General features: G+C 59.0%; 9 protein-coding genes and 1 other annotated feature. Of the genes, 7 read left to right on the top strand and 2 right to left on the bottom strand.

Annotated elements, in window-relative coordinates; translation table 11 throughout:
• Positions 1-23: 23 nt before the first annotated feature.
• On the bottom strand, positions 24-3,548 hold the full coding sequence (locus ACMGEE_RS07200) for a hypothetical protein (protein ID WP_436829841.1): 3,525 nt from the start codon (positions 3,546-3,548) through the stop codon (positions 24-26).
• A 516-nt stretch (positions 3,549-4,064) separates the two neighbouring features.
• Here ACMGEE_RS07200 and dnaX point away from each other — a divergent pair.
• From dnaX to ACMGEE_RS07165, 7 genes are all read left to right on the top strand, one after another.
• Positions 4,065-6,014 (top strand): DNA polymerase III subunit gamma/tau, encoded by a 1,950-nt coding sequence (gene dnaX / locus ACMGEE_RS07195; protein WP_253455015.1) that lies wholly within the window; start codon positions 4,065-4,067, stop codon positions 6,012-6,014.
• Positions 5,359-5,420: a sequence feature (DnaX frameshifting element), on the top strand. (Overlaps the previous gene by 62 nt.)
• A 53-nt stretch (positions 6,015-6,067) precedes the next feature.
• The gene (locus ACMGEE_RS07190) at positions 6,068-6,397 is read left to right on the top strand and encodes a YbaB/EbfC family nucleoid-associated protein (protein ID WP_125288461.1); all 330 of its coding nucleotides are present in this window, start codon (positions 6,068-6,070) and stop codon (positions 6,395-6,397) included.
• The gene (recR, locus tag ACMGEE_RS07185; protein WP_301252356.1) at positions 6,397-7,002 is read left to right on the top strand and encodes a recombination mediator RecR; all 606 of its coding nucleotides are present in this window, start codon (positions 6,397-6,399) and stop codon (positions 7,000-7,002) included. Before ACMGEE_RS07190 ends, recR begins: the two co-directional genes overlap by 1 nt.
• A gap of 96 nt (positions 7,003-7,098) precedes the next feature.
• Entirely contained in the window at positions 7,099-8,973 is a 1,875-nt protein-coding gene (htpG, locus tag ACMGEE_RS07180; RefSeq protein ID WP_253455013.1) for a molecular chaperone HtpG, read from the top strand.
• Positions 8,974-9,351: 378 nt separating this feature from the next.
• Positions 9,352-9,996: an adenylate kinase gene (gene adk, locus ACMGEE_RS07175; RefSeq protein WP_253455012.1), complete on the top strand. Its 645-nt coding sequence runs from the start codon at positions 9,352-9,354 to the stop codon at positions 9,994-9,996.
• 116 nt (positions 9,997-10,112) lie between these two features.
• Positions 10,113-11,072 (top strand): ferrochelatase, encoded by a 960-nt coding sequence (hemH, locus tag ACMGEE_RS07170; protein WP_253455011.1) that lies wholly within the window; start codon positions 10,113-10,115, stop codon positions 11,070-11,072.
• 75 nt (positions 11,073-11,147) lie between these two features.
• Positions 11,148-12,452, top strand: coding sequence for an inosine/guanosine kinase (locus ACMGEE_RS07165; RefSeq protein WP_125288466.1), 1,305 nt, complete (start codon positions 11,148-11,150; stop codon positions 12,450-12,452).
• A gap of 261 nt (positions 12,453-12,713) precedes the next feature.
• On the opposite strand, the gene ybaL is transcribed toward ACMGEE_RS07165, so the two are convergent.
• Complete coding sequence (ybaL, locus tag ACMGEE_RS07160) at positions 12,714-14,399, bottom strand: YbaL family putative K(+) efflux transporter (RefSeq protein WP_301729880.1); 1,686 nt, start codon at positions 14,397-14,399, stop codon at positions 12,714-12,716.
• Positions 14,400-14,627: the final 228 nt, after the last annotated feature.

The following is a 14,627-nucleotide window of genomic DNA, read 5'->3' as shown; positions in this document are numbered from 1 at the left end:
GGCGCTTGCCAGCCTTTTTTTATTTAAAATTTTATGTTGAAGGAGGCCGAAACCGCCTGAGCAGTTTCGTGCGACGATTTTTGCAGGTCGTAATGCAACCCATAGGTCAGATCGCCTTTTTGCAGCACCGCGCCCGTGCTGAAGCTGAAAGCCGAACCGTCGGCAAGCCGGGACTCGCTCCAGCCCGTGCCGCTAACGTCGGCCATGCTGACGCGGGTACCGTGAGTGGTATCGCCGGTGGTGGCGATAAATGAAAGATCCACTCTGGGCTTCAGCGTATAGCCCGATTCGTACTGAAATTCGCGAGCCAGGCTGACTCCCAGCGGCACCGACCAGAGCGAGGCCGAAGCGGCAGCGTTATTGAACAAGGATTTACCGCTGCTTTTCGCCGTAAAGCTATTGGTTTTCAGCCGGGTGTAGCGCAGGCCGATATGCGGTATCACATCCAGATATTCCAGGTTGAACAGATACTCCGCCGTCAGCCCGGCGCTTATGATGGTTGATTTCGCTTCGCCTGAGAGGGTTGGGTAGCCCGCAGCCGGAAGCGACATCTTCATATCATGGCTCACCCGCGAGTAGTCTACGTCAGCCACCAGATCCCAGTTATTGTTCAACCAGCTGCCGTACAGGGAGCCGCCCCAGAAATCCAGGTCGTTTTTCACCGGATAGAGATTACCGCTCGTCCTGCTTTTTCCCCGGCCGGTATGCAGTGCGACGCCGGTTTTCAGGATCGCGCCCTGTTGCGTAATCAACGTATCTTCAGCGCCGATAAAAGCGCCGCCCATACTGGTTTTACTTTTACTGTCAAAACCGCCAGCGCTATAGCCTTTCAGACGGGCGTTATCGTAGAACAGCGATGTCCACAGATTAAAGCCTTCTTCCGGCGGCGTACCGTCAAAAAGATGTTCGCTTTGGGAAAGATGGCGGGCGAGGGCGCGGGTCGCGGCAGACATCGTCTGATAGCTGGCGCCTGCAACGTTAGCCACGGAGGCGAAGTTAATGGCGGATTCCACCAGGCGTGCAGCGGTCGCGGCATCGCTGACGTAGCGCACGTCCATCGTTTGTGAAAGGAACTGCTGAGCAGCATTGTCGGAAGCCGTGTTTACCCCAACTTCAGCAGTCATCGCCTTAAGCAGCTTTACCGAGCCGGCAGAGAGCTTCGGCAAGGCAGCGCTGTAATCGGCATTGCCGAGCGTAAGCAGCGTTCCTTCTGCATTGGTCGATGAAGTCGCCATTATCAGACGGCTGGTGGTATTAATGTTCGCCTGCTGCCAGCCGGGCGTCGTCAGGGGGTTTGCTCCTGTTGCTATCGTAAAACTTTCACCGGCGGCTACGCCATCATCCGTCAGCACCAGCAGGCTGGCTTTATTGTCAATCTGCGCATTGCCCAGCGCCAGCGCGACTTTGCCGGAGTCTATGTAGGATCGGGCATGGATCACCGTTAGCGAAGAGGATCCTAATCCCTGCGTTGCCTCATCGCCGCCGATCCGCCAGGCGAGCTCGTTGCTGGCGAAATCGATCGTGCCGTCGCCGCTCAGGATCAGCTTGCCGTTCCAGCTTGTTTGCAGCGCTTGCTGAAGCTGCGCCACGCTTTCCTGCCAGTGATGCGCGTTCAGCTCCGTAGAGCCAAAAACGATCGAGCCGTCGCCGCTGACGGTCAGCGTTCCCTGCGTCGCCTCCAGCGTTTTACTGGTAAAGGTGCCGCCGCTGACGATCAGGCTGCCGTTGTTCAGTTCCGTATTATTGACCCGGAAAGTCCCGCCGCTCTGCAAATAGCGCCCGTCTGCCGTTGAGGCGACGCCGGTCAGCGCGTTCCAGACCGTGGCGGTGCCGATAGCCAGCGTGCCGGCGGTAAAGGTGCCGCCGCGCAGTTCCAGCTGGCCCGTGCCGCCAGCGCCAGCTGTCTGCGCCCAGGCGCTGCTGTTTAATACGCCGTTGTGGCTGCCGCTGGCCCCGCCGAGCTGAACGGTTGTACCGATTTGGCCGCTGCCGCTGGTGAAGATGGCGATACCGTTGCCGCCGTTACCCGCTTTGCCGCCGTTGCCCGAGCGACCTTTGGCACCGTTGTTGCTGCCGCCATCGCCCGCATCGCCTCCCTGGCCGCCCAGCTGTAGCGTGCCGCCGTTGTTGAGCGTACCGCTGTTAAACCACAGCGTACCGGCCGCGCCGTTGGAAGCATTGCCGCCACTACCGGCGGCGGCGCTGCCCTGTAACGCGCCGCCGTTGCCGCCGCTGCCGCCGTCGCCGCCAAGAGAGATGCCGGAGGTCACGGTCAGCGTGCTGCCTTCCACCGTCAGCGTGCCGGTGCCGGCCTGTCCGGCGTTGCCGCCCAAACCGCCCTGACCGCCAGCTGCGCCTTTTCCGGCTGCCGCAACGCTATCCGCCGCGCCTGCCTGGCCGTTGCTGCCGCTGTTGCCGCCGTTAGCGCCTTTCCCACCGTTAGCGCCAACCTTCAGCGCCTGCGCGTTTACGGTGCTGTTGTTAAGCAACAGCCTGCCTTCGCCACCGTTGCCGCCGTTAGCGCCGCGCCCGCCGTTTCCGCCTTTAGCGCCGCCGCCGCCGTTGCCGCTGTCGCCCGTTTCGCCTGTGACGTTGGTTTCGATATAGGGATCGGCAGTGTGTCCCGCATCGCCGCCGTTGCCGCCGTTTGCGCCATCGCCGCCGTCCGATCCGTCACCGGCTGCGCCGCCGACGGCCAGCGTACTTCTGACCGTTACCGTAGTGCCGTTGAGGGTCAATACGCCGCTGCCGCCGTTACCGCCATCGGCTCCGTTGCCGCCGCTGCCGCCTTTGCCGCCCGCGCCACCGCTGCCGCCGTTGCCCGGCATCCCACCGGCAGCCTGCAAACCGGGGACGCCCGCCTCGCCGCCGCTTTTTCCGGCACCGCCGCCGCCGCCGGGCTGACCGTTTCCTCCCGCACTGGCGGCGCCGCCATCACCGCCGACGGCCAGAACCGTGCTGGTAAAAGCGCTTTGATTAATAGTCAGCGTGCCGTTTCCGCCTGTCGCCGCGACGCCACCGCTGCCGCCGTTCGCGCCATGACCGCCGCTGCCGCCGTCGCCACCGTTACCGCCATCGCCGCCCATGCCTGCATTACCGCCGCTGCCGCCGTTTCCGCCTTTTCCTGCCGCGCCGCCGCCGGCACCGGCTGAGGCTTCGCCCGCCAGACCGCCATGGCCGCCGCCGCCGCCAATTTGCAGTATGCCCAGCTGTCCTTTCACATTATGCAATGAGCCAGTCGCGTCGGAGCCTCTGGTGCCGATCGCGCCGTCGACGCCCGGCGTACCGTTGGCGCCGTTGCTGCCCGACACGCCGTCGCTGCCGCTGCCGCCGTTGCCGTTTCCCGCCGCGTTAGCACCGTTGCCGCCGTTGCCGCCGGTGCCTGCTTCACCCGGCAGGCTGGCGGTGCTGCCGCTGCCGCCATCGCCGCCCTGGGCGCCGACGGTAATATTATCTTCCGCTTGGGCAGAATGAATAAAAACGGTGCCGGGCGAGATAAAGATCGCCAGCGCGTTAAAAGCGCCGAGCCATCTTTTTTTATTCTGCATACCCGGCTTTTCAGGATGAAATGTCCTTTTCTTATTTTCCATTTTACCAGTCCATTAGTTTTATTTGACAAGGATTGTATAAATTTTTCTTATAAAATCGCTTATTTTCAATTGGTTAAATATAATGTAATTTGATTCACTCTTAAATAACTCCAGCTCCTCCAGCTATTGTTTAATAAAGCTATTTTTTAGGGTGTCGTTATTAAATACGTTAATTTTTGGAGGGTAAATCTGTTTTGTCATTTTAGGAAAAGTGACTGATTTTCGGGTTGTGCGGTTTTCTGGCTGCAACAGGTAATTTTCTGCCCAACTTCACGCTATCCTTTTTTTATCATTATCTGAACGGCGTTTTTACTGGTGCTGGCCACAAGCGGATTTAGCCGCTGGTTTTACGCAAAGTGATAGGAATGACCCAGGCCGTACTGGTACACTGTAGCGGCAATCAGCAACGAGGCTAAAACACGGGTTAACGGTGTTTAGATGAATTATTCTCTATAAATCAATGATGAATCACGAATGAGCTACCAGGTACTGGCCCGCAAGTGGCGTCCCCAGGCGTTCAGTGATGTCGTCGGTCAGGAGCACGTGCTGACCGCGCTGGCGAACGGCCTGTCGCTTGGCCGCATCCATCACGCTTATCTTTTTTCCGGCACCAGGGGCGTGGGAAAAACCACTATTGCCCGTCTTCTGGCAAAAGGCCTTAACTGTGAAACCGGCATTACCGCTACGCCCTGTGGAAAATGCGACAACTGTCGCGAAATCGAACAGGGCCGCTTTGTCGACTTAATTGAGATCGACGCCGCCTCGCGCACCAAGGTCGAGGATACCCGCGATCTGCTGGATAACGTGCAGTACGCGCCCGCGCGCGGCCGCTTTAAAGTTTATCTGATCGATGAAGTGCATATGCTTTCGCGGCACAGCTTTAACGCGCTGTTGAAAACGCTGGAAGAACCGCCCGAGCACGTGAAGTTTTTGCTTGCTACTACCGATCCGCAAAAGCTGCCGGTCACTATTTTATCGCGCTGCCTGCAATTCCATCTGAAGGCGCTGGACGTTGGCCAGATCCGTGGCCAGCTTGAACACGTGCTGGAAGCGGAGCAGATCGCCTCCGAAGCGCGCGCGTTACAGCTGTTGGCAAGAGCCGCCGATGGCAGTATGCGCGACGCGTTAAGCCTGACCGACCAGGCTATCGCCATGGGGCAGGGGCAGATCACCACGGCGACGGTCAGCACTATGCTTGGCACGCTGGACGACGAGCAGCCGCTGGCGCTGATCGAAGCGCTGGTGAACGCCGAAGGCGAGCAGGTCATGTCTTTGCTGGACCAGGCCGCTTCACGCGGCGTCGAGTGGGAAGCGCTGCTGGTAGAAATGCTGACGTTGCTGCACCGCGTGGCGATGATACAGCTGCTGCCCTCCGCGCTGGGCGAAGAGTTCGCCACTGCCGAGCAGCGCCTGCGCGAGCTGGCGCGCGTTCTGCCGCCTGCCGACGTACAGCTTTATTATCAAACGCTGCTGGTCGGCCGCAAAGAGCTGCCGCTGGCACCCGATCGCCGCATGGGCGTAGAGATGGCGCTGCTGCGCGCGCTGGCTTTTCATCCTAAACAAGTGATTGCAGAGCCGGTCGCGCGTCCTGCGATGGTGCCGCAGGCTCAGCCTTCAGCGCCGGGCCAACAGGAAACGATCCCGTCGCCGTCCGCAGCGCAGAGCCAGCCGCCGGCAGGCCCGGCGCCGACGCATACCGTGCAGGCCAGCGCGCCGCTGCCTGATACCACCAGCCAGCTGTTGCAGGCGCGAACGCAATTGATGCGCCAGCAGGGAGCGACCAAACTAAAAAAGAGTGAGCCGGCAGCGCCCAATGCGCGGCCGGCAGGCTCGGCGCTGGAGCGGCTGGCTGCCGCGACCGAGCGTGGTCAGAAGCGGCAAAGCGCCGTTATCGCGACTGAACCGGTAAAGCCGGAGGCCTATCGCTGGAAAGCGCAAACCGTCGAGGCGAAGCCAGAACCGGTGGCCACGCCCAAAGCCTTGCGCACGGCGTTAGAACATGAGAAAACCCCGGAGCTGATGGCGAAGCTGACCACGGAATCGCAGCAGCGCGACGCCTGGGCGGCGGAAATCGCCGGGCTGACGCTGCCGAAGCTGGTGCAGCAGCTGGCGCTGAACGCCTGGAAAGAGCAGACGGCAGACGGGATCTGTCTGCACCTGCGTTCCAGCCAGCGTCACCTGAACTCGCCGTCGGCGCAGAAAGCGCTGAGCGAGGCGCTGAGCGCGGCGGCAGGCAAGCCGGTTGAACTGACGCTGATTGAAGACGATAATCCGACGGTGCTGACGCCGCTGGAGTGGCGACAAAAAATCTACGAAGAGAAACTGGCGCAGGCGCGTCAGTCAATTATCGCGGATAATCATATTCAGACGCTGTGTCGCTTTTTTGATGCGGACGTGGATGAAGAGAGTATTCGCCCCCTTTGAAACGCTGTTCCCGTGCTGCGGCATGAGTACGGCCCTTCTTAAGAGAGAAAATTATGTTTGGAAAAGGCGGACTGGGTAACCTGATGAAGCAGGCCCAGCAAATGCAGGACAAAATGGCGCAGGTGCAGGAAGAGATCGCGGCCATGGAAGTAACGGGCGAATCGGGCGCGGGACTGGTGAAGGTCACCATCAACGGTGCACACAACTGCCGTCGCGTAGAGGTTGATCCAAGCCTGCTGGAAGACGACAAAGATATGCTGGAAGATCTGGTCGCTGCCGCATTTAACGATGCCGCCCGTCGCGTAGCGGAAGCGCAGAAAGAGAAAATGTCTGCGGTATCCAGCGGGATGCAGCTGCCGCCTGGCTTCAAGATGCCGTTCTGATGCAGACCAGCCCGCTCCTTGAAAGCCTGATGGAGTCGCTGCGCTGTCTGCCCGGCGTGGGGCCGAAATCGGCCCAGCGTATGGCGTTCCAGCTGCTGCAGCGCGATCGCAGCGGCGGAATGCGTCTGGCGCAGGCGCTGACGCGCGCCATGTCGGAAATTGGACATTGTGCAGATTGTCGCACCTTTACCGAGCAGGAAATCTGCACCATCTGCGCGAATACTCGTCGTCAGCAGACGGGTCTTATCTGCGTGGTAGAAAGCCCGGCCGACATTCACGCCATTGAGCAGACCGGGCAGTTCGCCGGCCGCTACTTTGTGCTGATGGGACACCTTTCGCCGCTGGATGGCATTGGCCCGAACGATATCGGTCTTGACCGGCTGGAACAACGGCTGGAAAAAGAGACGATTCAGGAGGTGATCCTGGCCACTAACCCTACGGTTGAAGGCGAGGCGACCGCCAACTACATTGCCGAGCTGTGCGGTCAGTATGGCGTTGACGCCAGCCGCATCGCCCACGGCGTGCCGGTTGGCGGCGAGCTGGAGATGGTGGACGGCACCACGCTTTCCCACTCTCTGGCCGGGCGCCACAAGATTAAATTTTAGTCATTTAACGGCACGATGCGTCGTGCCGTCTTGAAAACCCGCCAGTCGTCCCCATTCTACTTCTCAATGTAAACCGCCAAGTTAACTGAGGTAGCAATGACCATGAAAGGACAAGAGACGCGTGGCTTCCAGTCAGAGGTAAAACAGCTTCTGCACCTGATGATCCATTCCCTCTATTCAAACAAAGAAATCTTCCTGCGTGAGCTGATCTCCAACGCCTCCGATGCGGCCGACAAGCTGCGCTTCCGCGCGCTTTCTTCGCCGGAACTTTACGCGGGCGACGGCGATCTGCGCGTGCGTGTTTCTGTTGATAAGGAAAATCGTACCCTGACGCTGAGCGATAACGGCATCGGGATGACGCGAGACGAAGTCATTGAGAATCTGGGCACCATTGCCAAATCGGGCACCAAATCCTTCCTGGAATCATTAGGATCCGATCAGGCGAAGGACAGCCAGCTAATCGGCCAGTTCGGCGTCGGCTTCTATTCCGCCTTTATCGTGGCGGACAAGGTTTCCGTGCGCACCCGCGCTGCCGGCGCCGCTGCGGATGAAGGCGTGTTCTGGGAATCCGCAGGCGAAGGCGAGTACACCATTGCCGATATCACGAAAGAAGATCGTGGTACGGAGATTACGCTGCATCTGCGCGAAGGCGAAGACGAGTTCCTGGACGCGTGGCGCGTGCGCAGCATCATCAGCAAATATTCCGATCACATCGCGCTGCCGGTAGAGATCGAAGAGCATAACGAAGAAGAGAAAACCTCCAGCTGGGAAAAAATCAACAAGGCGCAGGCGCTGTGGACGCGCAACAAGTCTGAGATCAGCGACGACGAGTACAAAGAGTTCTACAAACACGTTTCGCACGATTTTGCCGATCCGCTGACCTGGAGCCACAACCGCGTAGAAGGCAAGCAGGAGTACACCAGCCTGCTGTATATCCCTTCGCAGGCGCCGTGGGACATGTGGAACCGCGATCACAAGCACGGGCTGAAGCTCTACGTGCAGCGCGTGTTTATCATGGACGACGCCGAGCAGTTTATGCCGAACTACCTGCGCTTCGTGCGCGGCCTGATAGATTCCAGCGATCTGCCGCTGAACGTCTCGCGTGAAATCCTGCAGGACAGCCGCATTACCCAGAATCTGCGTAACGCCCTGAGCAAGCGCGCGCTGCAAATGCTGGAGAAAGTGGCGAAGGATGACGAAGAGCAGTATCAGAAATTCTGGCAGCAGTTCGGTCTGGTGCTGAAAGAAGGCCCGGCTGAAGACAGCGCCAACAAAGAAACCATCGCCAAACTGCTGCGTTTTGCCTCTACCAGCAGTGAAGGCTCCGCGCAGACCGTGTCGCTGGAAGACTATGTCAGCCGCATGGTGGAAGGGCAGGAGAAGATTTACTACATCACCGCCGACAGCTATGCCGCCGCGAAAAGCAGCCCGCATCTGGAGCTGTTCCGTAAGAAAGGCATCGAGGTGCTGCTGCTCTCCGATCGTATCGACGAATGGATGATGAGCTATCTGACCGAGTTCGATGGCAAAACCTTCCAGAGCGTCAGCAAGGCGGACGAAGCGCTGAGCAAGCTGGCAGACGAAGAAAGCGAAGAGCAGAAAGAAGCGGAAAAAGCGCTGGAGCCGTTTGTCGACCGCGTGAAAACGCTGCTGGGCGAGCGCGTGAAGGATGTGCGTCTGACGCACCGCCTGACCGACACGCCTGCTATCGTCACCACCGACGCCAACGACATGAGCACCCAGATGGCGAAGCTGTTCGCCGCTGCGGGCCAGCCGGTGCCGGAAGTGAAGTACCTGTTTGAGCTGAACCCGGAGCACGCGCTGGTTAAACGCGCTGCGGATACGCAGGATGAAGCCCGCTTCGGCGAGTGGATTGAGCTGCTGCTCGATCAGGCGATGTTTGCCGAGCGCGGCACGCTGGAAGATCCTAACCAGTTTATCCGCCGCATGAACCAGCTGCTGCTGGGCTAAATCGGTCAAAGGCAGGGGGCAACGCCCTCTGCCTTTCTGTTTGGTTTCCCTCCTGCCTGGTTCTTAACTCAACTCCCTGTCATCCCGACGCTTTCCCGCAAGCGCGATCCTGCCGAAAACCGCGTCTCTCAAGGGACTATACCGGTAGCGATCCTGCTGGCGAAAAGGTGAAATTGTCTGAAAACAAGGCTTTCGGCACGACGGCGCCCGTAAAGCGCTAAAGCGGCGTCAATAATGCCGAAACCCCCTGGCGTTACCGGTAACTTTACCGGGCGATAACCCAGCTTAACGGCCGCGTTCCTTGTGGATACAGGGGCATGATGGTATGTTCATGCCCTACATAACTTGATTAAAGCGATTCGCAAGGGGATTTACGCAATGCGTATTATTCTGCTCGGTGCTCCGGGTGCAGGTAAGGGGACACAGGCTCAGTTTATTATGGAGAAATACGGCATTCCGCAGATCTCCACGGGCGACATGCTGCGCGCAGCGGTTAAAGCCGGCAGCGAGCTGGGTCAACAGGCCAAAGAACTGATGGATGCAGGCAAACTGGTCACTGATGAACTGGTTATTGCCCTGGTTAAAGAGCGCATCGCGCAGGAAGATTGCCGTAACGGTTTCCTGCTTGATGGCTTCCCGCGCACTATCCCTCAGGCTGACGCCATGAAGGAAGCGGGCATCAAAATCGACAACGTGCTGGAGTTCGCCGTACCGGACGAGCTGATTGTTGAACGTATCGTGGGTCGTCGCGTTCATGCGCCATCCGGCCGCGTTTACCATGTGACCTTCAACCCGCCTAAGGTGGAAGGCAAAGACGACGTGACCGGTGAAGAGCTGACCACGCGTAAAGACGATCAGGAAGAAACCGTGCGTAAGCGCCTGGTGGAATATCATCAGATGACCGCGCCGCTAATTGCCTACTACAGCAAAGAAGCGGAAGCGGGCCATACCGCTTACCACAAAATTGACGGCACCCGTAAAGTGTCTGAAGTCAGCGCCGAACTGGAAAAAATCTTCGGTTAATACCTTCCGGGGCCAGCAAAAGCTGGCCCTACTACAGCAATTGGTTACCCCTTCCTGATTTTCCGCTAGAATGATTCTCGTTTTCATCACCTGACATGCCCAGAGAAGGAATAACAATGAGGCAAGATAAACCCGGCGTGCTGCTGGTGAACCTAGGTACACCTGACGCGCCAACCACGCCTGCTGTTAAACGCTACCTGAAACAGTTCCTCAGCGACAAGCGCGTGGTCGATACGCCGCGCTGGCTGTGGTGGCCAATCCTGAACGGCGTGATCCTGCCGATCCGTTCGCCGCGCGTTGCAAAACTTTACGCATCGGTCTGGATGGAAGACGGCTCGCCGCTGATGGTCTACAGCAAACGGCAGCGCGAAGCGCTGGCGGCCCGGCTACCTATGCCTGTGGAACTGGGCATGAGCTACGGCAATCCGAGCCTGAAAAGCGCGCTTGACAGCCTGATGGCGCAGGGCGTAACCCGCCTGATCGTGCTGCCGCTGTACCCGCAGTTTTCCTGCTCTACCGTGGCGGCGGTCTGGGACGGCATCACCGAGGTCTTTGCCGGTTATCGCAGCCTGCCTTCGGTGCAGTTTATCCGCGATTACGCCACGCATCCGGCCTATATTGCCGCGCTGAAGGCGTCGGTCGAACGGTCGTTTGCTAAACATGGCAAGCCGGATCTGCTGGTGATGTCTTTCCACGGCATTCCGCAGCGTTTTGCCGATCAGGGCGACGATTATCCGCTGCGCTGTCGGGAAACCAGCGAGGCGCTGATTGCCGCGCTGGGCCTGGCCGAACACGAAGCGATGCTGACTTTCCAGTCGCGCTTTGGCCGCGAGCCGTGGCTGACGCCCTATACTGACGAAACGATGCAGTCGCTGCCGGCAAAGGGCGTGAAGCATGTACAGGTCATGAGCCCTGGCTTCTCCGCCGACTGTCTGGAAACGCTGGAAGAGATCAGCGAGCAGAACTGCGAATTCTTTATGCACGCGGGCGGCACCAAGTTTGAATATATCCCGGCGCTGAACGACGATGAGCTACATATCGATATGATGGTTGAGCTGGTCAACAGCCAGCGCTAAAAAAGAGGGGTGTGGGCACTTAGCCGCATCCCTGTTATCATTGGCTGCTTCCTATTCTTTCCAGAAGTCAGCAATATGAAATTTCCCGGCCAGCGTAAATCCAAACACTACTTTCCCGTCAGCGCGCGCGACCCGCTGCTCCAGCCCGTGCAGCCGGAAAGCGAAACCGCGACCAGCTGGATAGCGGGTATCGATCAGATCCTGGTGGATATCGAAGCGAAGGTGGATGACGCTTTTGTGGCGCGCTACGGCCTGAGTGCGGGCCACTCGCTGGTGATTGAAGACGAGGTTGCCGAAGCGCTGTATGCAGAGCTGACGCAAAACAACCTGATCACCCATCAGTTTGCGGGCGGTACCATCGGCAACACGCTGCACAACTACTCGGTGCTGGCCGACGACCGCTCGGTGCTGCTGGGCGTGATGTGCAGCAACGTGCAGATCGGGAGCTACGCCTATCGCTACCTGTGCAATACCTCCAGCCGTACCGATCTGAACTATTTGCAGGGCGTCGACGGCGCTATCGGCCGCTGCTTTACGCTGATTGGCGAACACGGCGAGCGTACCTTTGCCATCAGTCCGGGCATGATGAACCAGCTGAGCAAGGAAAGCATTCCTGAAGAGGTGGTAGCGGGCGCGTCCGCGCTGCTGCTGACCTCTTATCTGCTGCGCTGCAAGCCGGGCGAACCGATGGCGGAAGCAACGATGCAGGCCATCGCCTGGGCGAAAAAGCATAACGTACCGGTGGTGCTGACGCTGGGCACGAAATACGTGATTGGCGACAATCCGCAGTTCTGGCGCGATTTCCTGCGCGATCACGTTTCCGTGGTGGCGATGAACGAGGAAGAGGGCGAGGCGCTGACCGGCTTCAGCGATCCGCTACAGGCGGCGAATATGGCGCTGGACTGGGTGGATCTGGTGCTGTGCACCGCCGGGCCGAACGGTCTGTATATGGCGGGCTACACTGAGGAAGAGGGCAAGCGCAAAACGCAGCATCCGCTGCTGCCAGGCGCGATCCCGGAGTTCAACCAGTATGAGTTCAGCCGCGCGATGCGCCACCAGGACTGCGAGCAGCCGCTGCGCATTTTCTCGCATATCGCGCCTTATATGGGCGGCCCGGAGAAGATCATGAACACCAACGGCGCGGGCGACGGCGCGCTGGCGGCGGTGCTGCACGATATCACCGCTAACGACTATCATCGTCTGAACGTGCCGAACTCCAGCAAACACGGTCGTCGCTACCTGACCTATTCCTCGCTGGCGCAGGTTTGTAAATACGCCAACCGCGTCAGCTATCAGGTGCTGAATCAGCACTCGCCGCGCCTGACCCGAGGGCTGCCGGAGCGCGAAGACAGCCTGGAAGAGTCCTACTGGGAAAGATAAGACGAGCGCGGCCTCTTCCAGAGACCGCCTGAGACTGTTAACAAAGCTATGCTCAGCCATCAGTTGGCTATCAGTCTGGTAAATAGCCGCAGAGGCAGAGCGGAACACGGACGCGCACGTCCATGTAGGCTCGTTTCGCGCGTCCATGCGCGAAAACGGTCCGCTTATCCGCTCAGCCTCCGCCGCTGTGAAGCGGTTGGATCGCTGTAAAAATGGCAGTGTAAGCCGCAGGCTTTTAAGTTTGTCATCAAACTCGCCTTTTCAGATCGGGCTGGGTTGCGGCGCGCTTGCCTTTTCATTGGCGAGCATAATATTCAGCATGCTGTTGGCAATCTCCCGCTCGCCCATCACCACCTGATTTGCGCCGCGCTCGGTAATGTAGTGCACCTCTTCGTCATGATGCGCCCGCGCTAGGATCTCAATCGACGGGCGCTTCTCTCGTGCGGCGATGACGATTTCGCCCGCTTCAAAACCATTAGGGATAGTGAGCAGCAGCCAGCGCGCGCAGTCCAGACGCGCCAGATCCATCGTCTCCGTGCGGGCAGCGTTGCCCAACACAGCGCTGATCCCTTCCGCCCTTAAGGCATCCACCCGCGTCCGGCTGTTCTCAACCACCACAATCGGCACGCCATTTTCTATCAGTTTCCTGCCCAGCAGGCTGCCGACGCGGCCAAAACCGACGATGATGGCGTGGTTACAGAGATTAACCGGGATCGGGTTTTCCTCTTCCATTATTGCGGCCTGCTGCTGCTCTTCCTCGGCCTCTTTTTTACCGAGATAGCGCTGCAGCAGCGCGAAAAGCAGCGGATTAAGCATGATGGAAAGGATGGCGCCTGCCAGCACCAGATTGCGGCCTTCATCAGGCAGCAGCTTTAGCGAGATCCCCAGTCCGGCGAGAATAAAGGCGAACTCGCCGATCTGCGCCAGGCTCACCGAAATGGTCAGCGCGGTACGGCGGGAATGGCCGAACAGCAGCACCAGCAGCAGCGCGGCCAGCGATTTGCCCAGCACGATAATAGCCAGCACGCCCGCAACTGCCAGCGGCTGTTCCAGCAGGATCATCGGGTCGAACAGCATCCCGACGGAGACGAAAAACAGCACCGCAAAGGCGTCACGCAGCGGCAGCGTATCATGCGCGGCGCGATGGCTCAGCTCGGACTCGTTCAGCACCATGCCCGCAAAGAAGGCGCCCAGCGCAAAGGAAACGTCAAAAAACTCTACCGCGCCAAAAGCGATGCCCAGCGCCAGCGCCAGCACCGCCAGGGTAAACAGCTCTCTGGAACCGGTTGCGGCGCTGCGAGCGAGGATCCAGGGCACCGCGCGTCGACCGACCACCATCATCAGCACCATAAAGGCCACCACCTTGCCGATGGTAATCAGCAGATCGATCAGCAGCATACTTACGCTGGCGTTGCCTTGCTCAAACATGCCCGCGATAGCCGGAAGCAGCACCAGCGCCAGCACCATTACCAGATCTTCCACAATCAGCCAGCCGATAGCGATCTGCCCGCGCTGACTGTCAAGAAGCTGCCTGTCTTCCAGCGCGCGCAGCAGCACCACGGTACTGGCGGTGGAAAGGCAAAGGCCGAACACCAGCCCGGTCATCCACGGCCAGCCCAGCAGCGAGGAAAGCCCCATACCCAACAGCGTGGCGACGGCGATCTGCGCCACGGCACCGGGGATAGCGATCGCTTTAACCGCCATCAGATCCTTCAGCGAGAAATGCAGGCCAACGCCAAACATCAGCAGCACGACGCCCAGCTCCGCCAGCTCGGGTGCCAGATTGGTATCGGCGACAAAACCGGGCGTGAATGGGCCGGCCAGCACGCCAGCCAGCAAATAGCCAACCAGCGGCGAAACCCGCAGCCGATTGGCCAGCATACCCAGGAGAAAAGCGAGAACAAGCCCGCCGACAATGGTGGTGATAAGCGGGGTAGTGTGGTGCATGCTTCTCTCCTTGTATGTGCAAATGTATCCGAATGTAAGCTTAAAGTGTATGGTATATCCGGCTAGTCTGCCTGCCTTATTCAGGTAAAAATGTGAAAAAAAGCGCTGGCAGCAAAAACACACAGGATCGCGTGATTTTAATGTGTTAAGTGGCTGGAGAGCTGAATAATGACTGTTCTGATAATAAAGATTATGCAGTTATCTTTCAAAACGCAGGCCGCTTTTTTG

The sequence above is a fragment of the Erwinia artemisiae genome (assembly GCF_051400835.1).
In the GTDB taxonomy this organism is placed as follows: Bacteria; Pseudomonadota; Gammaproteobacteria; order Enterobacterales; family Enterobacteriaceae; genus Erwinia; species Erwinia aeris.
Note: the sequence above shows the minus strand (reverse complement) of the source record. Positions and strands in the feature narration are given on the sequence as shown.